Raw genomic sequence first — 26,206 nt, forward strand, 5'->3', positions numbered from 1 at the left:
GGGTCCTCGCGAGCGCGTCAGCTGTTCCGCACGCGGAGCGTGCTGGGCGTGTTCCGCGCGCGGAGCGTGCTGGGCGGAGGGAGTTGTTCCGCGCCGAGCGCACGCCGCATCTGCAGCGCGCTCGTGAAGCCGGAGTGCCTCGCGATCTCGTCGATGCTCAGAGTGTCGTACTGGGGGTTGCGCAGCAGCGACTCCGCCAGTTCGACGCGCATCCGGCGCAGCGCGATCACCGGGGAGGTCATTTCGCGTGCGAAGGCGCGCTGGAGCTGGCGCACGGAGACGTGCAGATCCTGGCTGAGCTGTACGGCAGTGAACGTGGCGTCTTCTCGCCGCGCCATCATCACCGACCGTGCCCGTTCGACGAGCGGTGCCGCGGCCACCGTGAGGTTGTCTGAGGAATGCCGCTCCAGCAGGGCGCCGAAGGCCATTTCGACGAGCAATCGCTCGATCGCGTAGCGTGCGACCCCCGAGGAGTCTTGCACGGCGCCGGCGAGAGAGGTCGCGAAGGCGCTCACGGCTGTGAGAAGGGGAGAGTCCGGGAGCGCTGACGGCTTCGCCGAAGACGCGTTCGCGAGCTCGGCGACGGCATCCGGCGGCAGCCACACGGCGATCAGATCGGCCGGTTCGCTCCACACGATCGTGGCCGAGGTCACCGGTGGGAGGAAGAGAGCTCTTGTCGGCACGGCGGACGGAGTCGATATGGTCTGACCCTCGGCGGCGATGATGAGCGCCGCGTACGCCGAAGAACCTTCCGGCGGCATCCATGTCCACTCGCCCGGGAGCGGGCGCAACCGACTCACGCACACCGACCGGAAGACACGACTGGACACCAGTCCGCTGCGATGGGCGTCCTGTCCCAAGTGCGTCTGAAGAAGGTGCGACGGGTTCAGTGTGGCCATTTCGGGGAGGAGGTCGGCGGGTGGCCGTTCCGCCAGGGGCGGAACGGCCAGTTGTCATCGTCAGAGTACAACCACGCGGGCACGCCGAAGGCGCGTTGCGCCCCATCAAACGTGCGCGTGCGGCGCGGTCGTCAGGCGGTGGCCAGCCGAACGACGCGCTCGACCTCGATGAGAGCCGGAAACAGCTCCCTCGCGGACTGCTGGTACACCTCGGAATCGCGGCGGTACGGGTCGATCACGTCGTCGGCCGAGGATGCCGAACCCGACAGGCCCCGTCGATGGGAGATCGCCGTGACTGCGGCCCCGAGCCGGGCGCGCGGAGTGCTCCCGACATCCGCAGCGCGGCGCACGTCGTCATCCGACAGGCCCGCGGCCAGTCGGGCGAACTCGCGTACAGGGAAGACCCGGTGCAGACGGCTGGGCGTGAGCTGCACCGCGATGCCGCGATGCTCCCGGGTCATCGTCAGCACGAGATCCGCCTCGAGCAGCATCCGCTCGGTCAGCAGTCGCGCCTGGTGCTGCAGCGCCTCTTGCTCGCGGGCGCCGCCCTGAACCGCCAGCTCACGCGCCTGCGCCGTCATCCCGTGGTCGACCAGAGCATGCGTGCCCGCACTCGACACGGCGATGCCGAGCTCGCGCAGGGACGCACGGAGCATCACCTCGGCAAGCGGAGAGCGGCAGATGTTGCCGGTGCAGACGGTGAGAATCGACGGCGTGCCTTCACGGTCGTGCTCGTCCTCGGGCGCGGGGTCGAACAGCGAAGACAGGGGGGATCGTGTCGCAGCCTCGGCGTCGGGTGACGCCGCTGCCAGCGATCTTCTTCGCTCACGACGCGTCATCCCCAGTCGCGCCGCCTCGCGATCAGAAGCGTGCATAGGCACAGCCTAGGACTTCCTGGCCGAACGCGCCGATACGATGTATCCCGTGACCACCGTCGACCCGACTCTGCCGCTGTCCCCATACCGGGAGATCGGGCGAGCGGAGTGGGCCCGGCTCGCAGCCGACATCGATCAGCCGCTGTCCGAGACCGAGGTGGTCGAGATCCGCGGCATCGGCGATCGGCTGTCACTCGACGAGGTGCGCGAGGTGTATCTGCCGCTCAGTCGACTGCTCAGCCTCTATGCCACCTCGACGAAACGGCTCGGAGCGGCGACCAGTGCGTTCCTGCAGGAGGAAGACGCCACGACCCCGTTCGTCGTCGCCGTCGCCGGATCCGTCGCGGTCGGCAAATCCACGATCGCCCGCCTGCTGCGCGAATTGATGAGCCGCTGGCCGGGCACGCCGCGCGTCGAACTCGTCACCACCGACGGCTTCCTCCACCCGAACGCCGAGCTCGAGCGGCGCGGACTGATGGAGCGCAAGGGGTTCCCTGAGTCGTACGATCGGCGCGCGCTCATCGATTTCCTCACCGAGGTCAAGAGCGGTGCGCCCGAGGTGCGCGCGCCGTTCTACTCGCATATGCGCTACGACATCGTGCCGGATGCACACGTCGTCGTGCGCCGCCCCGATGTCGTCATCGTCGAAGGGCTCAACGTGCTCTCGCCGCCACCGGCGCCGAACGACGTCGCCGTCAGCGACCTCTTCGACTTCTCGATCTACGTCGATGCAGACACCTCGCATATCGAGAAGTGGTACGTCGACCGCTTCCTGGCCCTGCGCCAGGGGGCGTTCAGCAACCCGTCCTCGTACTTCAATGTGTTCGCGCACCTCACCGATGACGAGGCGATCACGACAGCGCTGGGCTACTGGAACGAGATCAACATGCCCAACCTCGTCGAGAACGTGCTTCCGACGAAGCACCGGGCACGGCTCGTGCTGAACAAGGGCGCCGATCATGACGTCGAGAGCGTGCTGCTCCGCAAACTCTGATCCGCCGGCCAGCCGACCGATTTCGGCATCCCGGTTCGTTCAGAACCCTCGCAAAAAGTCGCGCTTATTCTTGAACCCATGTGTGGAATCGTCGGATACGTGGGCCCGCGGCCCAGCCAGGACATCCTTATCGCCGGCCTCGCCCGTCTGGAGTACCGCGGCTATGACTCCGCCGGTGTCGCCATCATCGACGGCGACGGCACGCTGGGGATGCGCAAGAAGGCCGGCAAGCTCAGCATGCTGCGTGAATCGCTCGCCGACGCGCCTCTCGGCGACGGCACCACGGGCATCGGGCACACCCGCTGGGCGACGCACGGTGGACCCACCGACGTCAACGCTCACCCGCACCTCGCTGACGACGACAAGCTCGCCGTCATCCACAACGGCATCATCGAGAACTTCTCGGCGCTCCGTGACGAGCTGCTCGCCGATGGCGTCGTGTTCCGCAGCGAGACCGACACCGAGGTCGCCGCCGCGCTGCTCGGCCGCGAGTACGCGTCGAACGGCGGAGACCTCGAACTCTCCTTCCGCAACGTCGTGAACCGCCTCGAAGGCGCCTTCACGCTCCTCGCGATGCACCAGGACAAGCCGGGCCTCGTCGTCGGCGCTCGTCGCAACTCGCCGCTGGTCATCGGCCTCGGCGAGGGTGAGAACTTCCTCGGCTCCGACGTCGCCGCCTTCGTCGAGCACACGCGCAAGGCGCTGGCGATCGGCCAGGACCAGATCGTGTCGATCACGCCGTCCGCCGTCACCGTGACCGACTTCGCCGGCACCACCGTCGAGGCCGAGCCTTTCGATGTGTCGTGGGATGCCGCAGCTGCCGAGAAGGGCGGATGGTCGTCGTTCATGGCCAAGGAGGTCGCGGAACAGCCCGAGGCCGTGGCGAACACGATCCGTGGACGCATCCAGGGCGACCAGGTCGTCATTCCGGAACTCGATGGACTCGATGACCTGTTCATCGGCATCAACCGCATCATCATCACGGCGTGCGGCACGGCATCCTATGCTGCCCTGGTCGGCAAGTACGCGATCGAGCAGTGGGCCCGCGTCGCGGTCGATGTCGAGCTCGCCCACGAGTTCCGCTACCGCGACCCGGTGATCGGCGACGACACTCTCGTGATCTCGATCAGCCAGTCCGGCGAGACCATGGACACGCTGATGGCCGTGAAGTACGCGCGTGAGCGCGGCGCTCGCACGCTGTCCGTCTGCAACACGCAGGGCGCGACGATCCCGCGCGAGTCGGACGCCGTGGTCTACACCCACGCCGGCCCCGAGGTCGCCGTCGCCTCCACCAAGGCGTTCTCCGCACAGATCACCGCGCTGCTGCTGCTCGGCCTGCACATGGGTCGCGTGCGCGGAACCATCGCGGATGCCTCGACCGACGTCGCCGAGCTCCTCGCGCTTCCGGACAAGATCGCACGCGTGCTCGAGCAGGAGCAGGAGCACGTCACGCAGCTCGCCGGCTGGATGGCCGACACGCGTTCGGTGCTGTTCCTCGGCCGCCACGTGGGCTTCCCGATCGCGCTCGAGGGCGCGCTCAAGCTCAAGGAGATCTCGTACATCCACGCCGAGGGCTTCGCCGCCGGTGAGCTCAAGCACGGGCCGATCGCGCTCATCGAGCCCGGTCAGCCGGTGTTCGTGCTGGTGCCGTCGCCGCGGCACTCGGCACTCGTGCACGCCAAGGTCGTCTCGAACATCCAGGAGATCCGCGCCCGCGGCGCTCGGGTGATCGTGATCGCCGAGGAGGGCGACGCTGCCGTGCTGCCGTTCGCCGACGAGGTCATCCACATCCCGCTGGCGGGTCCGATGTTCGAGCCGCTGCTCGCCGTCGTGCCGCTGCAGATCTTCGCCATGGCACTGGCCACGGCCAAGGGCCTCGACGTCGACCAGCCCCGCAACCTCGCGAAGTCCGTCACGGTCGAGTAGGTCGCGGCGCGCGACGCCTTCCCTCGTCGAGACCCACACTTCTCGTCGAGACCCACGTGTATCGACGCATTTTCGTGTGGGTCTCGGCAGCAGATGTGGGTCTCGGCGGACCGGCCGGGTCAAGAACGCGCCACGGGTAGGCTGAACGGGTGATCATCGGGACCGGTATCGACCTCGTCGACATCCCGCGGTTCGAGCGGACTCTCGAGCGCACGCCGAAGCTCTTGCAGAGGCTGTTTGCGCCCGGCGAACAAGGCCTGCGGCTGCCCTCGCTCGCCGCCCGCTATGCCGCGAAGGAAGCCCTCATCAAGGCGCTCGGCGGATCGGACGGCGTGCACTGGACCGAGATCGAGATCGCGTCCGAAGCCTCAGGCAAGCCGCATTTCGTGCTCAGCGGTACGACGGCCGAGGTCGTCGTGGCGCGCGGCATCCTCCATCTCCACCTCACCATGTCGCACGACGCCGGCCTCGCCACTGCGTTCGTCGTCGCCGAAGGAGAACCACTGTGACTGTGCCGTTCCGTGAGGCGACGATCGATCTCGATGCGATCGCCGACAACACCCGCCATTTCCGCCGCCTCACCGGCGTCGAGGTCATCGCCGTCGTCAAGGCGAACGCCTACGGGCACGGTGCCGCGGCCGCGGCTGTCGCGGCGCTCGCGGCCGGCGCCACCAGGATCGGTGTGGCGCAGATCCCCGAGGCTCTGGAGCTGCGCCGGCAGGGCGTGCATGCGCCGATCATCGCGTGGCTGCACGCTCCGGGAGAGCGGTTCGAACAGGCTGCTGCCGAGCGCATCGAGGTGGGCATCTCCTCGTTCGACCAGCTCGAGGCTGCGGCCGCGGCCGCGCACGTCGATGAGCCGGTCGCGGTGCATCTCAAGCTCGAGACCGGTCTGTCCCGCAACGGGATCGCTCCCGCCGACTGGGGGCGCGTGCTCGCCGAGGCTGCGCGACTGGAACGGATCGGTCGGCTGCGCATCGTGGGCATCTTCAGCCACCTCTCGAACACCTCGCTCGATGACGATCGCGCCGCTCTCGAGAAGTTCGAGGAGGGGGTGGCCGCCGCGGCGGCCTTCGGCATCCGACCGGAACTCCGGCACATCGCAGCGACCGCCGCGGCCATCGATCATCCGGAGATGCGGCTCGATGCCGTCCGGATCGGCATCGGGATCTACGGCCTGTCGCCGTTCGAGGATCGCACGTCGGCCGAGCTGGGCCTCAGGCCAGCGATGACCTTGCGCGGGGCCGTGGCAGCGGTGCGCCGGGTGCCGGCCGGAACCGGGGTGTCCTACGGCTACGCGCACCGCACGACGCGGGATACGACGCTCGCGCTCATCCCGTTCGGTTATGCCGATGGCATTCCGCGCCAAGCCTCGGGCAAGGCGCACGTCGCGATCTCGGGCCGCCGCTTCGCGAACGTCGGACGCATCGCGATGGACCAGTTCGTCGTCGACGTCGGCGATACCGCCATCTCGGTCGGTGACGAAGTGGTGCTGTTCGGTGATCCGACGCTGGGCGTGCCATCGGCAGCCGAATGGGCGGATGCCGCAGACACCATCAACTACGAGATCGTCACCCGCATCGGCCCGCGGGTGCCGAGGCGTACGTCGTGAGCATCGATCCGGCTTTTCTCGGGCGCCGAACCATCGCCACGGTGGAGGACATGGAGCAGCTCGGATTTCGCATCGGCGAGCAGCTGCAGGCCGGCGACCTGCTGATCCTCACCGGTCCACTCGGGGCGGGCAAGACGACGTTCACCCGCGGGCTCGCCGAGGGTCTCGGCGTGCGCGGGCCGGTGCAGAGCCCGACGTTCGTGATCGCACGGACGCATCCCTCGCTGGTCGGTCGGGCGCCTCTCGTGCACGTCGACGCGTATCGGCTGGGTTCGGCATCCGAGCTCGACGACCTCGACCTCGACGTCGCCCGGTCGGTCGTCGTGATCGAGTGGGGGCGGGGCATGGCAGAGGAACTCGTCGAGGCCTGGTGGGACATCGAACTGGAGCGCCCGGTCGGCGCCGGCGACGCCCTCGCCGACGAGGATCTCGATGCCGACGCTCCGCGGGTCGTCACGATCGCGCGCGTCGAACGCTGAGGGCGCGGCGGGCAGACTCCGAGCGGGCACCGGGTCACAACTCAGGAAGAACGTCGCGATATCGTCCGATCCGGGCGATGGTGACGTTCACACCGGGCAGATCTCCGGAGTTATGAACGCCGACTACCCTGGAAGGGTGATCCTCGCCGTCGATACCTCCCTGGGCACGGCCGTCGCGCTCATCGATGCAGACGGCCGGCTGCGAGCGGAAGCAGCGACCGCCGACCCGCTCGGGCATGCTGAGGTCATCGGGGACCTGCTCCAGAACGTCCTCGATGAGGCGGATGCCGGCGACATCACCCACGTCGTCGCGGGCATGGGCCCAGGGCCGTTCACCGGTCTCCGCATCGGCATCGCCGCTGCCCGCGCATTCGCGCTCGGCCGAGCGATCCCGATCATCCCGGTTCCCAGTCACTTCGCCGCCGCGCTCACCGCCATCGACACGGACGCCGTGACCGGCGCTTTCGCGATCATCACGGACGCGCGCCGCCGAGAGGTCGCGATCACCGTGTTCGACGGGAAGGACGACGACGGCATCCCGCGCGTCGTGGCCGAAACGATCCTGCTTCCGCGCATCGACGCCGAGACGCATCTGGCCGGCATCCGCCGGATCGATGTCGACGCGCTCTCCGCCGCTGATCTCGCCCGTGTCGGCGCGAACGCGAACGCCGCCGGCCGTGCGCTCGCCGACGCTGAGCCGTTGTATCTGCGAGCCCCTGACGTGAAGCTCCCCGGCGCCCCGAAGCGGGTCGGATCATGACGCTCCGCACGGCCGGCCCGGCTGACCTGGACGCCATCATGGGTATCGAGAACCGCTCGTTCCCCGGTGACGCGTGGAGCACCGAGACCATGGCGGCCGAGCTCGCGAGCCCGCATGGCGTCTACCTCGTCGACGAGGCGGACGGCGACGTCATCGGCTACGGCGGCATCCGCGCCCTCCCGGGCGGGGCGGATGCCGACATCCAGACGATCGCATACGACGCCGAGCATCGCGGTGGCGGGCGAGGCCGCGCACTGCTGCGTGCGCTGCTCGCCGAGGCCGTGGCGCGCGGTGCCCGCGAGATGTTCCTCGAGGTCAGGGCGGACAACCCGGCGGCTGAGGGGCTCTACCGCTCCGAGGGATTTCTGGAGATCGGACGACGCCCGCACTACTACCAGCCCGATGACGTCGACGCGATCGTGATGCGGCTCGATCTGCGAGCCTCGAAAAGCGCAGGGGCCCAGGAGCCGGATGCCGTGAAGGAGACCCGCACATGAGCGGACCGCTGGTGCTCGGCATCGAGACGAGCTGCGACGAGACCGGGATCGGGATCGTCCGCGGACGCACGCTGCTGACGAACACGATCGCCTCCAGCATGGATGAGCATGCCCGCTACGGCGGCGTCGTGCCGGAAGTCGCGGCACGCGCGCACCTCGAGGCGCTGCAGCCGTCGATCGAGAAGGCTCTGAGCGAAGCCGGGGTGCGACTCGAAGATCTCGATGCCGTCGCCGTCACCAGCGGCCCCGGGCTCGCCGGCGCACTCATGGTCGGTGTCGGCGCGGCGAAGGGTCTCGCAGTGTCGCTCGGCAAGCCGCTGTACGCGGTGAATCACCTGGTCGGGCACATCGCCGCCGACATCCTCACCGCGGATTCCGAACCGCTCGAGTACCCGACGATCGCGCTTCTCGTCTCCGGCGGACACACGTCGCTCCTGCATGTGCGCGATCTCACCAGCGACGTCGAGCTGCTCGGCGAGACGATGGACGACGCGGCGGGGGAGGCCTTCGACAAGGTCGCTCGACTGCTGTCTCTGCCGTACCCGGGCGGGCCGGAGATCGACCGGGCTGCGGCGTCCGGTGACCCGAACGCCATCAGGTTCCCTCGTGGCCTCTCGCGCACATCCGACATGGCGAAGCACCGCTACGACTTCTCGTTCTCCGGGCTGAAGACCGCGGTGGCGCGCTGGGTCGAGCGCTGTGAGGCCGACGGCGTCGAGGTGCCGGTGGCAGACGTGGCGGCGAGTTTCCGCGAGGCGGTCGTCGACGTGCTGGTGACGAAGGCGCTCGCCGCGTGCGTCGACCTCGGCGTGCCGCGGTTGCTTCTCGGCGGCGGGGTCATCGCCAATCGACGGCTTCGCGAGGTCGCTCTGGCCCGCGCAGAGGCCGCCGGTGTCACCGTGAGGATTCCGCCGCTGTCCCTGTGCACCGACAACGGCGCGATGATCGCGGCGCTCGCCGCGGAGTTGATCTCCTCGGGTCGACGGCCGTCGACGCTGGCCTTCGGGGCCGACTCGACTCTGCCGGTCACCGAGATCCAGGTGGCCGAGACGGTGGAGGAGGTGCCCGCATGACCGACGCACCGCGCACGGCGGGGACCGACGGCATCGACGCGCCGAAGCGAGCGGCGTCGACCGATGGCGCCATCGCGGATCCGCTGCACACGAGCATCGATCGCCCGAGCGGCGAGGTCGAACGGCCGGCGGGCCTGGCGAAGATCCCTGGGGCCCGCGGAGACGGATACACGCGGCTGCCCACGGGCCCGGTCGGCATCGAACCGGTGGTCGCGAGCGGGCCGGACCCGGACGCCGTCGGAGCGCCGGCGGCCGAATGGGAGCCGACGAGCACAGACGGCACGGAGATCGAAGACACGCGTTTGGCACCGTGGGCGCTGCTCGCCGCGATCGTCGCGCTCGGCACCTCGTTCTTCGTCGGCTGGGGCATCCCCGTTGCGATCGTCGCCGTGATCGCGGCGATCATGTCGCTGCGCCGTCCGGTCGAGAGCCGAGCCATCGCACGATGGGCGCTCGTGCTCGGCCTGTGCGCGATGGTGTACAGCCTGGGCTGGCTGGTCTGGGCGGGCATGCAGTTCGAGAGACTCGGATAGCGGATGCTCAGCGCCGACGAACTCGTGGAACTCCGCGCGTTGCAGGCGCGGGCATACGGGCGCGACGGCGGCCTCTCTGACGCGGATGCAGAGCGGATGCGGCAACTCGAGCTCCAGCGAATGCCGGCGTCGAGTGCGGGTCAGGGCGTTTCGTCTCGCTCCGCTCGCTCAACGGTCGGGGAAGCGACCCTCATCGACCGGGCTTCTTCGTCGGTCGTTGAGCGAGGAGCGCAGCGACGAGACGAAACGCCTGCACCGGCGTCGACAGCGGATCAGCGCGTTTCGACTCGCTTCGCTCGCTCAACGACCGGGGAGGGGGCGGATGGCTCAACGACCGGGGAGGGGGCGGATGGCTCAACGACCGAGGTGGCGCCTGAGCCGAGCCGCAGCATGCTGCGCCTGTTCTGGCGCCCGCTGGCCGCAATCTCCGCGGCTCTCCTCCTGCTTGGGCTCGCGGCTGGGTGGGCGATCTTCGGGCAGCGCTCGGACGCGATCGCGCTGACCGACGATCAGGTGCAGCGTCGGCTCGAGCTCTATGACAAGGGCAATTACGACGAGGGGTCGGTACGCGCGATCGCGCGCGACGAGGAGGCTCTGGTCTGGTTTGCCACGAGGAACGACGGCGATTTCGCGTGCATCGTGCTCGATGTCGGGGAGCTCTCGACCCTCGACTGCCGCCCGGTGGCCGACGCCGCGGCGCACGGAATGAACCTGTTCCTGACGCTCGAGGAATCCGACCCTGACCCGGAGAGCGGGAGCTATGAGAGCACGGGCATCGGCGCGACTCTGCTGTACTCGGCCGACGATGAGCCGATGGTCGCGATTCAGCGATGGACGAATTCGGGCAATTGGCTCGAGCAGTTCGACGAAAGTCAGCATCCGCGCGTCGAGGAGCTCATCGCGGAAGGCTACGAGGTGTCGATGCTCAACCAGGCGGGCACCTTCGAGGGGCGGCCCGTGTGGCTGGCGCACCGCGCCGAGAACGACGAGCGCTGTCTGATCGTCGACCGCGAGTCCTCCAGCGCGGAGTCCTGCCTTCCGTCGGCGCAGGCCCTGGAGGGGGGCCTCTCGCTGATGATCGCCGATGTGGACGTGGCGAGAGGTATCTCGAAGAGCTGGACCTTCGACGTGCTCTTCACGAAATGGCAGACCCCGTACCTCACGATCACCGCTGATGCGGGCGAACTGTTCACCGTCAAGCCAGGCGACCGGGTCGAGGTGGGCGGCGAGCACGGCGACCCGATCGAGGTCGGCACCGACGTTCCACAGGGGTGATCGCCTCGGCGGGCGTTATCCCGCCTGCACTCGGTCGGCGAGGATCGCGAGACGCCGACTGCCGATTCGAGTGAGGATCAGCGTCGCCGACTCGTCACCGCGCAACGTCAGTTTCTTCCGGAAGGCGGCAGGGTCGATGTCCATGCCCCGTTTCTTGATCTCCAGCGTGCCGATGCCGTTGGCTTTGAGTACGGCGTTGATCGATTTCGAGTTCGCCGGCATCGTCTCGCGCACGCGGAACGACTGCACGAACGGGCTCGTGAGAGCGGCATCCGACGTCAGATAGGCGATGTGCTCGTCGAGCATGCCGGCCTCCAGGCTCCGCGCCACGTCGCCGATGAGACGCGCACGGATCACCGCGCCATCCGGTTCGTGCAGGTACGCGCCGAGTTCCCGGACCGGGGCATCCTCGGCATCCGCACCGGCGGTGAGTTCATACGACTGGTCGCCACGGATCACCAGCGCCGCTCTGCGGACCTCGTTCCGGGCGAGCACGCCCGTCCACAGCACCAGCTCCACGACGCTGCCGTCGACGCTGACCCATTGCGCTTCGGCATCCGCCGGCAGGGCGTCACGGTCGTGTCCGGGGCCGAGCTTGATCCCGGTCGGAACGCGCGATGCCAGTTCGAATGCCCAGTCCAGCGAGGGGGAGTAGTCGGATGCCGTGACGCGTCGCGTCTCGCTGTGACCCGAAGTGCGCCGTGCCGGGTCCATCCAGACGGCGTCCACCCCGCTGAGATCGGCCGATTCGGCGGTGCCGTGCTGCACGCTCACATCGCCGGCGAAGGGGGCGAGGTTGTACGCCGCGATCGCGGATGTGACCTCGTCGGCATCGACAGCGTGCACACGGAGTCCCGCGCCGGCGAAGGCGAGGGCGTCGCCACCGATGCCGCATCCCAGGTCTGCGACGCTCGTGATGCCGGCACCGCGCATGCGCTGGGCGTGCCGGGCGGCCACGCCAAGGCGAGTCGCCTGTTCGAGTCCAGCGCGGGTGAACAGCATCCGATCGGCGAAGTCGCCGAACTTCGACTTCGCCCGAGCCCGCAGACTCACCTGTCCGACCACGGCGGTGACGAGCTCAGGGGAGTGGCCCGCTGCGCGCATCCGTGAGACCGTGCGGGTGACGTCGGACAGCGACTCGAGCGGCTCGGTGCCGTCGAGAAGCGACAGGCCTTCGGCGGTGAGCAGGGTGCGCAGCTCGGACATCTCCACCACGCCAGCCTATGCGGCCGAGCGTTTCGTCTCGGCCCGCTCTCTCGACGATCGGCAGGACCGAGGGCTGGCACTCGCATTGCATGAGTGCCAATGGACCGCATACACTGGGATTAGCACTCTCGGGTTGAGAGTGCGAACAAGTCTTTCGTGTCAGCGTCAAGGAAAGAAGAGGTAGACCGTGTCGGTTTCCATCAAGCCGCTCGAGGACCGCATCGTCATCCAGCAGGTCGAGGCCGAGCAGACCACCGCGAGTGGCCTGGTCATCCCCGACACTGCCAAGGAGAAGCCCCAGGAGGGCGACGTCGTGGCCGTTGGCCCCGGCCGCATCGACGACAACGGCAACCGTGTTCCGATCGATGTCGCCGTCGGCGACCGCGTGCTCTACAGCAAGTACGGCGGCACCGAGGTGAAGTTCGGCGTGGACGAGTACCTCGTGCTCTCCGCCCGTGACGTCCTCGCGGTCGTCGTTCGCTGAGCCAGCGCAGTTCTCGAAGGGCCCGGATGCATCCGCATCCGGGCCCTTCTGCGTCCCCGTCGGCCTCCGGGTCGTCTCCCGGGCATAGGGTTGTGCAGTGAGCCCAGACCCGTCCACCCGTGAGAGCCGAGCCTCCGGGGCCATGTACGCGGGCGGGGCCTACCTGCTGTGGGGCGTGCTGCCCCTTTACTTCCTGCTGCTGGCGCCCACCGGAGCTTGGGAGGTCGTCGCCTGGCGCGTGCTGCTCTCCTTCGTGTTCTGTCTGGTGCTGCTGACGATCACCCGGGGCTGGGGTGCGTTCCGCGCGATCGTGCGGCAACCGAAGCTGTTGGGCTGGACGGCGCTCGCCGGTCTGCTCATCTACGTCAACTGGCAGGTGTTCCTCATCGGAACCCTCAGCGACCGCATCGTCGAGACGAGCCTCGGGTACTTCATCAACCCGATCACCACCGTGCTGCTCGGCGTCTTCGTGCTGCACGAGCGCATCAGACGCCTGCAGTGGGCCGCGATCGGCATCGCCGCTGCGGCGGTCGCCGTGATCGTCATCGGGTACGGGGAATTCCCGTGGATCGCGCTTTCGCTCACCGCATCGTTCGGCGTCTACGGGCTCATCAAGAAGAAGATCGGTCCGGCGGTGGACGCCGTCAGCGGCCTGACCCTGGAATCGTTCTGGCTCATCCCCATCGCCGTCGTTCAGCTCATCGTCGTCGCGCAGACCTCCGGAATCACGATGGGCACGAACGGCGGATGGCACGCCCTGCTGCTCGCCTTCGCGGGAGTCGTCACCGCGGTGCCACTGCTGATGTTCGCGGCGGGTACCCGCCGGGTCAACCTGACCGTGATCGGGATGATCCAGTTCATCACTCCGATCATGCAGTTCGTGATCGGTGTCGCGTTCCTGCACGAGCCGATGCCGCCTGAGCGGTGGGCCGGATTCATCATCGTGTGGGTCGCGATCGCGGTCTTCGTCGTCGACCTGCTGCTCGCCGCGCGCCGCGGCCGACGGACGGACCCCGCCGAGCTCATCTGAATCCGAGGCGCACCGAGGTAGACACGGAGTCCCGGATCGTTAACGCACCGAAACACTTGCGCCTCCATCTCGCTGTGATCACGCTCTAGGGTTAGAGCACTCGATCGTGGTCATACTCCACGTTCAGACACGCAAGGGAGCATCATGAACGCACTGAAGGGCTCGCGCACAGCGAAGGTCTTCGCGGGGATCGCGCTGCTCAGCGCATCCGCAATCGTTATCGCCGGCTGCAGCAGCCCGACGACCGACAAGCCGTCCGACGAGGGCGGGAACAAGCCAGCGGCAGACCTGACGCTGAAGCTCGGCTCGCTGCTGCCGCAGACCGGCGCCCTGTCCTTCCTCGGCCCGCCGATGCAGGCAGGCTCCCAGCTGGCGGTCGCAGAGGTCAACGACGCCAAGGCCGGGGTCACCATCGACCTGACCGCTGCGGACGAGGGCGACACCGACACCAAGGCATACGAGACGTCGATCGCGCAGCTGCAGAGCGAAGGCGTCGCCGCTGTCGTCGGCGCCGCGTCGTCGGCCGTTTCCAAGCTGATCCTGGACGGCAACATCAGCTCCGGGATCATCACGATCTCGCCGTCCAACACTTCTCCGGACTTCACCGCGTGGGACGACAACGGTCTCTACTTCCGCACCGCCCCCAGCGACCTGCTGCAGGGTGAGGTGCTCGGAAACCTCATCGCCGAAGACGGCCACAAGACGCTGGGCATCATCTACCAGAACAACGCCTACGGCACCGGACTCTTCGACGCGATCTCCTCGACGTTCGAAGGCACCGGCGGCGAGATCGTGGCCGAGGCTGCGTTCAACATCGGCGACGCGCAGTTCGACGCTCAGGTGTCGACGATCATGGCGGCCAAGCCCGACGCGATCGCCGTCGTCTCGTACGACGAGTTCAAGACGATCGCTCCGCTGCTCGTGAACGCGGGCGCTGACCCGAAGAGCTTCTACCTCGTCGACGGCAACCTCTCCAACAGTTACGCGACGGACCTTCCCGCCGTGAAGCTCGAGGGCGCCAAGGGCACCAAGCCCGGACCCGCTCTGGAAGACGACTTCACTGATCGTCTTCAGGAGCTGTGGACCGGTGAGGGCAACCCCGAGATCGAGGACGAGACCTACGCGGCCGAGGCGTACGACGCAGTGATCCTGCTCGCGCTGGCTTCGCTCGCGGCGGGCTCGACCGAGGGCGTCGACATCGCAGCCAAGATGCAGGAAGTCTCCGGTGGCTCCGGCGATGGCGAGAAGTGCACCAGCTTCGCCGAGTGCGCCGAGATCATCAACGGAGGCGGCACGGCCGACTACGACGGCTACTCCGGTGACGTCACGTTCGACGAGAACGGCGACCCGAAGGGTGCCGCGATCGGCGTCTTCGAGTACGGCGCAGACAACACCTACTCGCGGATCAACTGACCGAACCGCAGTGTGAAGGCCCCGGATGCTGGCATCCGGGGCCTTCCTCGTGCCGGGAGCACGGATGGGAACGGACATGCAGAAGGGGGTGGATGCCGTGGCATCCACCCCCTTCTGCGAGACGTCTCAGGCCGCGTCGGTGCCCAGGGTTCCCAGGTAGAGGCCGATGACCTTCGGGTCGTTCAGCAGCTCGCGACCGGTGCCCTCGTAGGCGTCCTTGCCCTGATCGAGCACGTAGCCGCGATCACAGATCTGCAGGCAGCGTCGAGCGTTCTGCTCGACCATGATGGTCGTGACGCCCGCCTTGTTGATGTCGGAGACGCGGATGAACGCATCATCCTGCCGCACCGGCGAGAGTCCTGCCGAGGGCTCGTCCAGCAGCAGGACGGACGGATCCATCATCAGTGCGCGCGACATCGCCACCATCTGACGCTCGCCGCCCGACAGTGATCCTGCACGTTGCTTGAGGCGCGTACCCAGCTCCGCGAAGATGCTGGAGACGAACTCCAGCCGCTCCGCGTAGATCTTGGGGTTCTGGTACAACCCCATCTGCAGGTTCTCCTCGATGGTGAGCGACGGAAAGACGTTGTTCGTCTGCGGAACGAACGCCACACCGCGCTTGACGAGCTTGTCGGCCTTCAGCCCGACGATGCTCTCGCCGTTCAAGGTGACCTCACCGGAGCGCACGTTCACGAGTCCGAACATCGCCTTGAGCAGGGTCGACTTGCCGGCCCCGTTCGGTCCGATGATGCCGATCAGCTCGCCCTTGCGGGCGACAAGGTTGGCTCCGTTGAGGATGTTGACACCGGGGAGGTACCCGGCGTGGACATCCTTCATCTCCACGACGATGTCGTCGCTCATGCCTTCTCCTCATCGGTCGCAGTCGGTCGGGTCGGCTCAGCCGCGGTCGCTCCGGCGGGGCCATGGGCGGACGGCTGCTCGCCTGCCAGCTCGGCCTGCGCCTCGGCCTCGATCTCGCGGCGCAGACGTTCGGCCGCCGCGGATTCGATGACGGGGATCCTGCCGGTGACCGCGCCCAGATCGAGATCCTGGTGAGCGCCGAGGTACGCATCGACGACGGCAGGATCTTCCATGACCTCGTCCGGTGGCCCTTCAGCCACGACGCGTCCCTCTGCCATCACGACGACCCAGTCGGCGATGTGGCGGACCATGTGCATGTCGTGCTCGACGAAGAGCACGGTCATGCCCTGCTCCTTGAGGTCGAGGATGTGCTCGAGAAGCGACTGGGTGAGGGCCGGGTTGACGCCGGCCATCGGCTCGTCGAGCATGACGAGATTCGGATCGCTCATCAGCGCGCGGGCCATCTCGAGAAGCTTGCGCTGCCCACCGGAGAGCGACGCGGCGAAGTCCTTCTCCTTGGCGTCGAGCTTGAAGCGGGCGAGCAGGTTACGCGCTTTGGCTTCGATCTCGGTGTCCTGCTTGCGCCAGATGAACGGCAGCAGACTCGTCCAGAAGCCCTCGCCGCGCTGGTGCGGGGCGCCGAGCTTCATGTTCTCCAGCACGGTCAGCAGCGACAGCGACTTGGTCAGTTGGAAGGTGCGCACCTGTCCCATGCGCGCGACCTTGAACGAGGGGATGCCGGCGAGGTTCTTGCCGTCGAACGACCACGTTCCTGTGTTGGGCTTGTCGAAGCCGCAGAGCAGGTTGAACAGCGTCGTCTTGCCGGCGCCGTTGGGCCCGATCAGTGCGGTGATCGCGCCGCGGGGGATCTCGACGTGGTCGACGTCCACCGCCGTGAGGCCGCCGAAGCGGCGCTGGATGCGGTCGGCGATCAGAATCGGGTCGACCTTGGCGACGCCGGGTGCGGCTGGCCCCTTGGCGAGGCCGGTCGCCTTGGGGCGACGGATGCTTCCGGTCGACGGTGCGGCCGGGGTCTGGTCACTTGACAAAGGTCATCTCCCTCTTGTCTCCGAGGATGCCCTGCGGGCGGAAGATCACCAGCAGCATGAGGGCGACACCGACCAGCACGAAGCGGATCGTGCCCGCCTGGCTGTCGGACATCGGCAGCAGCCCCGCCGCAGCCATGTCGGGCAGCAGGTTGCCGAGGAACGCGAAGACGAGCCAGAAGAGCACCGCGCCGAGGGTCGGACCGAAGACCGTGGCCGCGCCGCCGAGCAGCAGGATCGTCCACAGGAAGAAGGTGAGCGACGTGGTGTAGCTGCTGGGGACGACCGCCGAGGGGAGGGCGAACACGATGCCTCCGGCCGCTCCGATCATGCCGCCGACGACGAGCGCCTGCATCTTGTAGGCGAAGACGTTCTTTCCCAGCGAGCGGACGGCGTCCTCGTCTTCGCGGATGCCCTTGAGTACGCGGCCCCACGGGCTGCGCATCAGCATCCAGACCAGCAGGACGGCGACGCCGAGCAGGATCAGGCCGAACACGCGGTTCCACAGATCGCCCTCGTTGTACGTCCACGGGCCGAATCCGTATGTCCCGGGCGGGAACGGGTTCGCGTCACGGAAACCCGAGTGGTACCCGGCCAGGCCGTCGGCCGAGTTCGTCCACTCGTCGAACACCTGGGTGGTGAACAGCAGACGGACGATCTCACCGGCGGCGATCGTCGCGATGGCGAGATAGTCGGCTCTCAGACGCAGCGTGGGGATACCGAGGAGGACGGCGAAGAGCGCGCCGCCCAGCAGCCCGATGATCATGCCGAACCACCAGGGGAGGCCGAACGAGAGAACCGAGATCGCGTAGCCGTAGCCGCCGACCGCCATGAACGCCGCCATGCCGAAGTTGAGCAGACCTGCGTATCCGAAATGCACGGCGAGGCCGGTCGCGGCCAGTGCGTAGGCGATCGTCACGGGGCTGAACAGGTACGCGGCTGTATTGCCGAAGATGCTTCCGAAGTCCATGCGTCAGCCCAGCCTTTCCCTGCGTCCGAGCAGCCCTTGCGGTCTCACCAAGAGGATGAGGATGAGCACCACCAGAGCGCTCGCGTACTTCAAGTCCGAGGGGATCCAGAGCGTCGAGACCTCCACGGCCATTCCGACGATCAGGGACCCGAGGAGGGCGCCGAAGGCAGTGCCGAGGCCACCGAGAGTGATCGCAGCGAAGATCAGGAGCAGCATCTGCATGCCCATGTCCCACTTCACGCCGGGGCGGAAATAGGCCCAGAGCACACCGGAGATCGCGGCGAGCACACCCGCGAGGATCCAGACGGTGCGGATGACCCGATCGACGTCGATGCCGGACGCGGCCGCGAGCTGGGGGTTGTCCGAGATGGCTCTGGTCGCCTTTCCGACCCGCGTGCGGGTGAGGAAGTAGGCGACGAAGAGGATGACGACGATGCTCAGGCCCATCGAGACGAGGTCGATGTAGGACAGCGAGACCGGTCCGAACTGGATGGGTGTGGGGCTCGCGCCCGGCAACTGCATCGTGCCGCCGCCGATGACGAACTGGAATGCGTAGCGCAGGGCGAGAGACAGGCCGATGCTCACGATCATGAGCTGAACGACGCCGAGGCCGCGATGACGCAGTGGACGCCAGATTCCGGCATCCAGCGCCCAGCCGAACAGCCCGCCGCCGATGACTGCGGCGATGAGTCCAAGCCAGAGCGGAAGGTGCCAGAACGAGGTGAACAGCAACGCCACCAGGCCGCCCCAGGTGACCATCTCCGCGTGTGCAAAGTTCGACAACCGGGTGGTGCCGTAGATGAGCGCCGCGCCCATGGAGGCCAGCGCGAGAAGGAGGCCGAAGTTCAGCCCGCCGACGAGACGCGACAGCAGCTGGTCGATGAACGACGTGGTCTCGCGCACCCCCTCGCCGAGGAACAGGTTGACGATCTTCGTGCCGGTGAGGCCGAACTCGACCTTCTGCGATGCGGAATCGCCCTCGACGATCACGCCGTCGGGAAGCGTCGACTCATCGAGGCTGAGCGTGTACTCCTCTTTCTCCGGCACGTACAGACGCCATTTGCCTTCGGCGTCCGTTTCGGTCTCGCCCTTGAAACCGTTGCCTTCGATCGTCATGGCGACGCCTTCGACAGGTTCGTCGTCGAAGGTGATCACCCCGGCGAAGTAGAAGTCGGTGATCTCCTGGCCGTCATCGGTGGTGTCGGCTGATGCGGGTGCCGGTGGCTGCATCAAGATCGCGCTCAGCGCGATCAGAATCCCGAGGAACGCGACCAATACGGTTCGCGTTCGCCGGACGGCGATCGTTGTGGGTCCCACGCAACCTCCACTGTGAGTGCTGTCTCTGCGGCATCGGGTATGCGCCGCATCGATGGACGACGCACTTGAGCGTAGTGCGCGATTCGCGAATCTCCTACCTCCGGGGCCGCACGGAGGGTCCTGACGCCGCTCAGGGAATGTTCTCGGGCGTGTCTCGCTTAGAATCTGCATAGGGGTTTCGGCCCGCACCGGCCGACGTCGACCGCCCCGTACACGTACTCGGATTCGCGCCACGCGCGCAGGAGGAGCTTCCATGGACCAGCCCGACCCCTTCGGCTTCGTCGGATTGACCTATGACGACGTGCTGCTCCTTCCGGGGCACACCGACGTCATCCCCAGCGAGGCGGACACCTCCTCGCGGGTCACCCGCCGCATCTCGGTCGCCACACCGCTGCTCTCCAGCGCGATGGACACCGTCACCGAGGCGCGCATGGCGATCGCGATGGCCCGTGAAGGCGGCATCGGCATCCTGCACCGCAACCTCTCGATCGCTGACCAGGCGTCGCAGGTCGACAGGGTCAAGCGCAGCGAATCGGGCATGATCACCGACCCGATCACCACGAACCCGGATGCCACCGTCGAAGAGGTCGACGCCCTGTGCGCGCAGTACCGCATCTCCGGCCTTCCCGTTGTCGACGCCGATGGGCGTCTGCTCGGAATCATCACCAACCGCGACATGCGTTTCGTCTCTGGCTTCGAGCGCCAGACCACGTTCGTGAAGGACGTGATGACCTCGGAGAACCTCGTGACCGCGAAGGTCGGCGTCGCCGCCGGCGAGGTCATCGCGCTGTTCGCGAAGCACCGGGTCGAGAAGCTGCCGCTCATCGACGAGAACGGCAAGCTCGCCGGACTCATCACGATCAAGGACTTCGACAAGAGCGAGAAGTACCCGCTCGCCACCAAGGACGACCAGGGCCGACTGCGTGTCGGAGCGGCGATCGGCTTCTTCGGCGACGCGTGGGAGCGCGCCGAGGCGCTGCGCGATGCCGGCGTCGACGTGCTCGTGGTCGACACCGCGAACGGGCAGTCCCAGGGCGTCATCGATCTCGTCCGCCGGCTGAAGGCCGACGAGTCGTTCGCCCACATCGACATCATCGGCGGCAATGTCGCAACCCGTGAGGGCGCGCAGGCGCTGATCGACGCGGGTGTGGATGCCGTCAAGGTCGGCGTCGGCCCCGGATCGATCTGCACCACCCGCGTCGTGGCCGGCGTCGGCGTGCCGCAGGTCACCGCCGTGTACGAGGCATCGCTCGCGGCGCGCCCAGCGGGCATCCCGGTGATCGCCGACGGAGGCCTGCAGTACTCCGGCGACATCGCCAAGGCGCTCGTCGCCGGTGCTGACGCGGTGATGCTCGGCTCGCTTCTCGCCGGCACCGACGAGTCGCCGGGCGAGATCGTCTTCCAGTCGGGCAAGCAGTTCAAGCAGTACCGCGGCATGGGATCGCTCGGTGCGATGCAGACCCGTGGCAAGCAGACGTCGTACTCGAAGGACCGTTACTTCCAGGCCGACGTCCCCAACGACGACAAGCTCATCCCCGAGGGCATCGAGGGGCAGGTGCCGTACCGTGGCCCGCTGGGCGCCGTCGCGTACCAGCTCGTCGGCGGACTCCGGCAGTCGATGTTCTACGTCGGGGCTCGCACGATCGAGGAGCTCAAGCAGCGTGGCAAGTTCGTGCGCATCACGGCGGCAGGACTCAAGGAGTCCCACCCGCACGACGTGCAGATCGTCGTCGAGGCGCCCAACTACAAGAAGTGAGTCGGCATCGGGTCACGGCCGCGCAGCGGACATGACGCGGGCTGACCCGGGTTGAGCGAGGGCGCCCAGCGCCCGAGTCGAGACCTTGAACGGGAGGGGGCGGATGCTGCGGCATCCGCCCCCTTTCGCATGTCCGTTCCGTCAGCCGACCAACGCGGGTTCAGCGACGGCCGGGGCGGAAGCGGGGGCGGAGGTCGACCGCCCTGACGGCAGCCACAACGCGACGACGGTCGCGACCAGCAGCACGGCAGCGCCCGCCAGCACCGCCGGCTTCGCGGCGTCGACGTAGAGGTCGGGAGTCAGCTGGCCCCCGGCGCCGACGAAGATCGCGGTCATCACCGCCGTGCCGAGCGCGACGCCGAGTTCGCGGATGGTCGAGTTCACCCCGGACGCTTTGGCGTGGTCGACGAGTCCGAGGGTGGCCAGGAGGGCTGTCGCCGACGGGGCGAAGACGAGGCCCATGCCGATGCCGGCGAGGATGAACGGCGGGATCAGGCTCGGGTAGTCGAGGTCGGGCGCGGTGATCAACGCGATCCAGGCGAGCGCGACCCCCTGCAGCAGCAGCCCCGGTACCAGAAGCGCACGAGTGCCGACGCGCGGCGCGATCATGCCGGCGATCGGAGCCACGAACATCGGGGCGAGTGTCCAGGGGGTGGTCTGCACCGCGGCCTCGAGAGGCGTGGAACCCTGCACGACCTGTAGGTACTGGATCAGGATGAACACCGATCCGAAGGTGCCGAAGCTGAACGCGAACCCGACGATGTTCGTGATCGAGAACGAGCGATCACGGAACAGGCGCAGCGGCACGAGCGGGGTCTTTGACCGTGCCTGCCAGATCAGGAAGGCGATCAGGAATGCTGTTCCGAGGACCAGCTCCGCGATCACGCCGAGGGAGTCCCATCCGTCCTCGTTGCCGCGGACGATCGCATGCACGAGCGCGAGCACGCCGAGTGCTGCGAGGACGGCCCCTGGCACATCGATGCGCAGCCGCGCGCCGAAGTCGTTGTTCAACACGCCGAGTGCGAGCGGGATGGCGACGAGCGCCACGGGGATGTTGATCCAGAAGATGGCCTGCCAGCTCCAGTTCTCGATGATCGTGCCTCCGATGAGCGGGCCCACCGCCACACCGAGACCGGACACTCCGCCCCAGATCCCGATCGCCAGCGGGCGGCGCGAGGCGGGAACGGCTCCCGTGAGGAGCGCCAGCGACAGAGGCATCACGGCTGCGGCACCGATTCCCTGCACAGCCCGTGCGGTGATCAGTTGGTCCGGGTCGCCGCTCAACGCGGCGAACAGGGAGCCCAGACCGAAGATCGCGATGCCGATCACGAAGACGGTGCGACGCCCGAATCGGTCTCCCAGGGCAGAGGCAGTCAGGATCGCGCCGGCGAATGCGAGCGCGTAGGCGTTGACGAACCACTGCAGCTCTTCGACCTTGGCGCCCATCTCCTCATGCAGCACGGGGAGGGCGTTGGTCATGATGAGGTTGTCGAGAGTGGCCATGAACATCGGCAGGGAGGCCGCGGCGATGACGAGCGCGACCGGGCGGGCCCGGGCGGTGGGGGCGAGTCGAGACATGTGGAACTCCAGTTGTAATTGACTGATTACTAGTGTTTCCAGCAATGTAGTAATCAAATGATTACAAAGTCAAGCCTCCGCTGATATCCTTTCGATATGACCTCTGCAGCGGCACCCGGCGACTCCCCCGAAGCGTCGGGTCGGAGGTTCTCCTCCGACGAGCGGCGTGTGCAGATCGTCCAGGCGGCGCTCGCCGTGTTCGGAGCCCGCGGGTACGAGGGGGCGACCACGGACGAGGTCGCCCGTGCGGCCGGTGTCAGTCAGACCTATGTCGTGCGCCTCTTCGGCTCCAAGGAGAACCTGTTCCTCGCGGCCATGGGCGATGCCCTCGACCGGCTGCTCGCCTCATTCAGGAGCGCGCTCGCGCAGCCGCACGACGAAGAAGAGAAGGTCGACAAGCGCGTCGCTCAGGCTTACGTCGACTTGATCGCCGTGCGAGGACTGCATCAGACCCTCGCGCACGGCTATCTGCTCGGCGGTCATCCGGTGATCGGCCCGGCCGCGCGCCGCGGGTTCGCTCAGGTCTGGCGGTTCGTCCGTGACGAGATGCGTCTGGATGCCGATGCGGCGCGCGCCTTCTTCGCCGAGGGGATGCTCATCAGCACCATGGTCGGGCTCCGGATCGTCGACGACTACGGGTCCGATCCTCAGATCACCGAGTTGTTCCGTTCGTGCTTCCCCAGTGAACTGCCCCACGTGCTCGAGGTGCTTCCCCGCGGTGGAGAACGCTGGTAGCCGGTCGGCGAGGATCCGCCCTTTCGTATTCCGCACTCGCGGCGTACCGTGCCGGTATGTGCCGAAACATCGTCCCGCTGAACAATCTGGAGCCCGCCGCGACCGACGAGGAGTGCGATGACGCGGCTCTGCAGTTCGTGCGCAAGATCGCCGGAACCACCAGCCCTTCGCGGGCCAATCAGGAGACGTTCGACAGAGCCGTCGCCGAGATCGCACAGGCGACCCGTCGACTCCTCGACGGCCTCGTCACTTCCGCTCCGCCGAAGAATCGCGAAGATGAAGCGGCCAAGCGCCAGGCGCGTTCCGCCGACCGTTACGAGGCCATCCGCGTCTTTCAGCAGGAGAAACGGGCCGCTCGCGCTGCGTCCTAGACGACGAGCGTATGACGGCCCGCGACGTGGGATGACGGTCTGCAACGCGGGATGACGGTCGGTGACGGTGCCCCCGTCGAAGACGGGCCGCGCTCGTTTACGGTCGCGTCATGACTCTCATCCAGGAACAGATCGAAACCATCATCGACGTCACCCCCGAGGAGCGAGCCGCGCGGCTCACCGAAGCCGGAACGGCATGGAACGAGCGCATCGCTGCCGATCCCGGCACCGCTGGACTCACCTACAAGGTCACCGGCCGCGGCATCGGTGCGGTCGCGACCGAGATCCGTGCGGGCAAGCACCGGTTCCTCGTCGACGAGCCCGCTGGCCTCGCGGGCGATGACCTCGCGGCCAGCCCCGTCGAATACGCCCTCGGCGCCCTCGTCTCCTGCCAGGTCGTGGTGTTCCGCCTCTACGCACAGGCGCTCGGCCTCACGATCGACGAGATCGAGATCACCGCGGAAGGCGACCTCGATGTGCGCAAGCTCTTCGGGATCGACGAGTCCGGGCGCGCCGGATTCCACGATGTCCGGGTGGCGGTCGCCATCACCGGTCCCGACACCGAGCCGCAGTACGAGAACCTCCGCCAGGTCGTCGACGCGCACTGCCCGGTGCTCGACCTGTTCGCGAACCCGGTTCCGACCTCGGGAGTGCTCGTCTAAGCATCCGCACGACAGGAAAAATCCCGAGGACAGGACGAGCCCGCGAGGATCGCCCTGTCCTCGGGATTTCTCCCGGCTCGGGGCGAGACGAGCAACGGACGCGTGTCCGGCGCACAGCTGATAGCCTGGTCGGCTCGGTACACGGGCGGAAGGACGGCCACGCTCGTGGGGTATATCGATGTTTCCAGCGTTTCGCTGACGCTGCCTGATGGCAGACCACTGCTCGATGAGGTGACGTTCCGGGTGGGCGCGGGCTCGACGAGCGCGCTCATCGGACCGAACGGTGCCGGTAAGACGACGTTGCTGCGGATCGTGCGTGGCGATCTGGCTCCCGACGGGGGAGTCGTCACGATCGACGGCGGCCTCGGCGTCATGGATCAGTTCGTCGGACACGGCGAGCCGGGGCAGACCGTGCAGGAGCTCCTCGTCCGGGTCGCGCCCCGGCGGATCCGAGCGGCGGCTGAGGCGCTGGAGGCCGCCGAGAACGCACTCATCGAGCGCGATGAGCACGACACGCAGATGGCGTACGCCTCGGCGATCTCCGAGTACGCGGATGCCGGTGGCTACGAGCACGAGACCGTCTGGGATCAGTGCACCGTCTCCGCCCTCGGCGTGCCGTACGAACGGGCGCGGTACCGCGAACTCACCTCGCTCTCCGGAGGGGAGCAGAAGCGGCTCGCGCTGGAGGCGCTGCTGCGCGGACCCGACGAGGTGCTGCTGCTCGACGAACCGGACAACTATCTCGACGTACCGGGCAAGCGCTGGCTCGAGGAGCAGCTGCGTCAGACGCCGAAGACGGTGCTCCTGGTCTCGCACGACCGGGAGCTGCTGGCGAGAGCGGCCGATCGCCTGATCACCCTCGAACCGGGCGGTGCGGGTGCCGCCGCCTGGGTGCACGGCGGCGGATTCGCCACCTACCACCAGGCGCGCATCGACCGGATGGACCGGCTCGACGAGTTGCGCCGGCGATGGGACGAGCAGCATGAGAAGCTGCGGATCCTCGTCGCGAACCTCAAGGTGAAGGCATCCGCGAACGACGGTTTCGCTTCGCGCTACCAAGCTGCGCAGACCCGGCTGCGGAAGTTCGAGGAGGCCGGTCCGCCCGAGGAGAGGCCGCCGGCTCAGGAGTTCGACATGCGTCTGCGCGGGGCACGAACCGGCAAGCGCGCGGTCGTGGCCACCGGCCTGGAGCTTGCTGGTCTGATGAGGGCCTTCGACGCCGAGGTCTGGTACGGGGATCGGGTCGGTGTGCTCGGCTCGAACGGCTCGGGGAAATCGCACTTCCTTCGACTGCTCGCCCGCGGCGGCAGCGACCCGGATTCGACACTGGGGCACGTCACGTCGACCGGTGAGCAGTTGAGCGAGGTCTCGCATACCGGACGTGCCGTGCTCGGTGCCCGCGTCGTGCCGGGGCTGTTCGCCCAGACGCATGCGCATCCGGAGTTCATCGGACGCACGCTGCTCGAGATCCTGCACCGCGGCGACGAACGGCGCGCCGGGATGCCGAGGGATGCCGCGAGCTCGGCGCTGGACCGTTATGGTCTCGTCCGTCAGGCGCAGCAGACCTTCGAGTCGCTCTCCGGCGGTCAGCAGGCGAGGTTCCAGGTGCTGCTGCTCGAACTCGCAGGGTCCACGCTGCTGCTGCTCGACGAGCCGACGGACAACCTCGACATCGAATCCGCCGAGGCGCTCGAAGACGCGCTCTCGCGGTTCGAAGGCACAGTGCTCGCCGTGACCCACGATCGCTGGTTCGCGCGGTCGTTCGATCGATTCCTGGTCTTCGGCTCCGACGGCGAGGTCTATGAATCGGACGTACCGGTCTGGGATGAGAAGCGCGTCGCTCGGGTGCGCTGA

Annotated in this window: 26 protein-coding genes; 18 read left to right on the plus strand and 8 right to left on the minus strand. The window is 67.6% G+C overall.

Annotated elements, in window-relative coordinates; translation table 11 throughout:
- Positions 1–17: 17 nt before the first annotated feature.
- Together MRBLWH12_RS00510 and MRBLWH12_RS00515 are read right to left on the minus strand one after the other, a co-directional pair.
- A complete protein-coding gene (locus MRBLWH12_RS00510; protein WP_363544897.1) occupies positions 18–761 on the minus strand; it encodes a helix-turn-helix domain-containing protein in 744 nt (247 codons plus the stop codon).
- A gap of 269 nt (positions 762–1,030) precedes the next feature.
- Positions 1,031–1,774: a low molecular weight phosphatase family protein gene (locus MRBLWH12_RS00515; protein WP_363544900.1), complete on the minus strand. Its 744-nt coding sequence runs from the start codon at positions 1,772–1,774 to the stop codon at positions 1,031–1,033.
- A 40-nt stretch (positions 1,775–1,814) separates the two neighbouring features.
- Between MRBLWH12_RS00515 and coaA the strand changes: the two genes are divergently transcribed.
- From coaA to MRBLWH12_RS00565, 10 genes are all read left to right on the plus strand, one after another.
- Positions 1,815–2,768 carry a type I pantothenate kinase gene (coaA, locus tag MRBLWH12_RS00520; RefSeq protein ID WP_341975681.1) on the plus strand — a complete coding sequence of 318 codons (954 nt, stop codon included), beginning with the start codon at positions 1,815–1,817 and terminating at the stop codon, positions 2,766–2,768.
- Between the two features lie 78 nt (positions 2,769–2,846).
- On the plus strand, positions 2,847–4,694 hold the full coding sequence (glmS, locus tag MRBLWH12_RS00525) for a glutamine--fructose-6-phosphate transaminase (isomerizing) (RefSeq protein ID WP_363544902.1): 1,848 nt from the start codon (positions 2,847–2,849) through the stop codon (positions 4,692–4,694).
- 149 nt (positions 4,695–4,843) lie between these two features.
- Positions 4,844–5,203, plus strand: a complete 360-nt coding sequence (locus tag MRBLWH12_RS00530; protein ID WP_363544905.1) for a holo-ACP synthase — start codon at positions 4,844–4,846, stop codon at positions 5,201–5,203.
- Positions 5,200–6,306 carry an alanine racemase gene (alr, locus tag MRBLWH12_RS00535; protein WP_363544907.1) on the plus strand — a complete coding sequence of 369 codons (1,107 nt, stop codon included), beginning with the start codon at positions 5,200–5,202 and terminating at the stop codon, positions 6,304–6,306. Before MRBLWH12_RS00530 ends, alr begins: the two co-directional genes overlap by 4 nt.
- On the plus strand, positions 6,303–6,785 hold the full coding sequence (tsaE, locus tag MRBLWH12_RS00540) for a tRNA (adenosine(37)-N6)-threonylcarbamoyltransferase complex ATPase subunit type 1 TsaE (protein WP_341975676.1): 483 nt from the start codon (positions 6,303–6,305) through the stop codon (positions 6,783–6,785). The genes alr and tsaE overlap by 4 nt, the downstream gene beginning before the upstream one ends.
- 136 nt (positions 6,786–6,921) lie before the next feature.
- On the plus strand, positions 6,922–7,545 hold the full coding sequence (gene tsaB, locus MRBLWH12_RS00545) for a tRNA (adenosine(37)-N6)-threonylcarbamoyltransferase complex dimerization subunit type 1 TsaB (protein ID WP_363544910.1): 624 nt from the start codon (positions 6,922–6,924) through the stop codon (positions 7,543–7,545).
- On the plus strand, positions 7,542–8,042 hold the full coding sequence (gene rimI, locus MRBLWH12_RS00550; RefSeq protein WP_363544913.1) for a ribosomal protein S18-alanine N-acetyltransferase: 501 nt from the start codon (positions 7,542–7,544) through the stop codon (positions 8,040–8,042). Before tsaB ends, rimI begins: the two co-directional genes overlap by 4 nt.
- Positions 8,039–9,115, plus strand: coding sequence for a tRNA (adenosine(37)-N6)-threonylcarbamoyltransferase complex transferase subunit TsaD (gene tsaD / locus MRBLWH12_RS00555; RefSeq protein ID WP_363544915.1), 1,077 nt, complete (start codon positions 8,039–8,041; stop codon positions 9,113–9,115). Before rimI ends, tsaD begins: the two co-directional genes overlap by 4 nt.
- Positions 9,112–9,648 (plus strand): hypothetical protein, encoded by a 537-nt coding sequence (locus MRBLWH12_RS00560; RefSeq protein WP_363544918.1) that lies wholly within the window; start codon positions 9,112–9,114, stop codon positions 9,646–9,648. The genes tsaD and MRBLWH12_RS00560 overlap by 4 nt, the downstream gene beginning before the upstream one ends.
- A gap of 3 nt (positions 9,649–9,651) precedes the next feature.
- On the plus strand, positions 9,652–10,923 hold the full coding sequence (locus tag MRBLWH12_RS00565) for a hypothetical protein (protein WP_363544921.1): 1,272 nt from the start codon (positions 9,652–9,654) through the stop codon (positions 10,921–10,923).
- 15 nt (positions 10,924–10,938) lie between these two features.
- On the opposite strand, the gene MRBLWH12_RS00570 is transcribed toward MRBLWH12_RS00565, so the two are convergent.
- Complete coding sequence (locus tag MRBLWH12_RS00570) at positions 10,939–12,135, minus strand: class I SAM-dependent methyltransferase (RefSeq protein WP_363544924.1); 1,197 nt, start codon at positions 12,133–12,135, stop codon at positions 10,939–10,941.
- 181 nt (positions 12,136–12,316) lie between these two features.
- Between MRBLWH12_RS00570 and groES the strand changes: the two genes are divergently transcribed.
- The 3 genes from groES (at position 12,317) to MRBLWH12_RS00585 (ending at position 15,056) form a co-directional block, all read left to right on the plus strand.
- Positions 12,317–12,613, plus strand: coding sequence for a co-chaperone GroES (groES, locus tag MRBLWH12_RS00575; RefSeq protein WP_363544927.1), 297 nt, complete (start codon positions 12,317–12,319; stop codon positions 12,611–12,613).
- Between the two features lie 142 nt (positions 12,614–12,755).
- Positions 12,756–13,643: an EamA family transporter RarD gene (gene rarD / locus MRBLWH12_RS00580; RefSeq protein WP_407359239.1), complete on the plus strand. Its 888-nt coding sequence runs from the start codon at positions 12,756–12,758 to the stop codon at positions 13,641–13,643.
- 144 nt (positions 13,644–13,787) lie between these two features.
- Positions 13,788–15,056, plus strand: coding sequence for an ABC transporter substrate-binding protein (locus MRBLWH12_RS00585; RefSeq protein ID WP_341975666.1), 1,269 nt, complete (start codon positions 13,788–13,790; stop codon positions 15,054–15,056).
- A 126-nt stretch (positions 15,057–15,182) separates the two neighbouring features.
- Here MRBLWH12_RS00585 and MRBLWH12_RS00590 read toward each other — a convergent pair whose 3' ends face one another.
- The 4 genes from MRBLWH12_RS00590 to MRBLWH12_RS00605 are packed head-to-tail and all read right to left on the minus strand — an operon-like array spanning position 15,183 to position 19,163.
- Positions 15,183–15,917 carry an ABC transporter ATP-binding protein gene (locus MRBLWH12_RS00590; protein ID WP_341975665.1) on the minus strand — a complete coding sequence of 245 codons (735 nt, stop codon included), beginning with the start codon at positions 15,915–15,917 and terminating at the stop codon, positions 15,183–15,185.
- On the minus strand, positions 15,914–16,966 hold the full coding sequence (locus MRBLWH12_RS00595; protein WP_414684892.1) for an ABC transporter ATP-binding protein: 1,053 nt from the start codon (positions 16,964–16,966) through the stop codon (positions 15,914–15,916). The genes MRBLWH12_RS00590 and MRBLWH12_RS00595 overlap by 4 nt, the downstream gene beginning before the upstream one ends.
- Positions 16,956–17,933, minus strand: coding sequence for a branched-chain amino acid ABC transporter permease (locus MRBLWH12_RS00600; protein ID WP_341975664.1), 978 nt, complete (start codon positions 17,931–17,933; stop codon positions 16,956–16,958). The genes MRBLWH12_RS00595 and MRBLWH12_RS00600 overlap by 11 nt, the downstream gene beginning before the upstream one ends.
- A gap of 3 nt (positions 17,934–17,936) precedes the next feature.
- Entirely contained in the window at positions 17,937–19,163 is a 1,227-nt protein-coding gene (locus MRBLWH12_RS00605; RefSeq protein ID WP_341978507.1) for a branched-chain amino acid ABC transporter permease, read from the minus strand.
- A 340-nt stretch (positions 19,164–19,503) separates the two neighbouring features.
- Between MRBLWH12_RS00605 and guaB the strand changes: the two genes are divergently transcribed.
- Positions 19,504–21,006 carry an IMP dehydrogenase gene (gene guaB / locus MRBLWH12_RS00610; RefSeq protein WP_341975663.1) on the plus strand — a complete coding sequence of 501 codons (1,503 nt, stop codon included), beginning with the start codon at positions 19,504–19,506 and terminating at the stop codon, positions 21,004–21,006.
- 141 nt (positions 21,007–21,147) lie between these two features.
- Here guaB and MRBLWH12_RS00615 read toward each other — a convergent pair whose 3' ends face one another.
- Positions 21,148–22,584 carry a DHA2 family efflux MFS transporter permease subunit gene (locus MRBLWH12_RS00615; RefSeq protein WP_363544933.1) on the minus strand — a complete coding sequence of 479 codons (1,437 nt, stop codon included), beginning with the start codon at positions 22,582–22,584 and terminating at the stop codon, positions 21,148–21,150.
- 96 nt (positions 22,585–22,680) lie between these two features.
- Here MRBLWH12_RS00615 and MRBLWH12_RS00620 point away from each other — a divergent pair, with 96 nt between their 5' ends.
- The 4 genes from MRBLWH12_RS00620 (at position 22,681) to MRBLWH12_RS00635 (ending at position 26,206) form a co-directional block, all read left to right on the plus strand.
- Entirely contained in the window at positions 22,681–23,319 is a 639-nt protein-coding gene (locus MRBLWH12_RS00620) for a TetR/AcrR family transcriptional regulator (protein WP_363544936.1), read from the plus strand.
- A 56-nt stretch (positions 23,320–23,375) separates the two neighbouring features.
- Positions 23,376–23,690, plus strand: a complete 315-nt coding sequence (locus MRBLWH12_RS00625; RefSeq protein ID WP_341975662.1) for a DUF2277 domain-containing protein — start codon at positions 23,376–23,378, stop codon at positions 23,688–23,690.
- A 110-nt stretch (positions 23,691–23,800) separates the two neighbouring features.
- Positions 23,801–24,352 (plus strand): OsmC family protein, encoded by a 552-nt coding sequence (locus tag MRBLWH12_RS00630; RefSeq protein ID WP_363544940.1) that lies wholly within the window; start codon positions 23,801–23,803, stop codon positions 24,350–24,352.
- A 165-nt stretch (positions 24,353–24,517) separates the two neighbouring features.
- Complete coding sequence (locus tag MRBLWH12_RS00635; RefSeq protein ID WP_363544943.1) at positions 24,518–26,206, plus strand: ABC-F family ATP-binding cassette domain-containing protein; 1,689 nt, start codon at positions 24,518–24,520, stop codon at positions 26,204–26,206.

Origin of the sequence: Microbacterium sp. LWH12-1.2, from assembly GCF_040675825.1 — a bacterium.
In the GTDB taxonomy this organism is placed as follows: domain Bacteria; phylum Actinomycetota; class Actinomycetes; order Actinomycetales; family Microbacteriaceae; genus Microbacterium.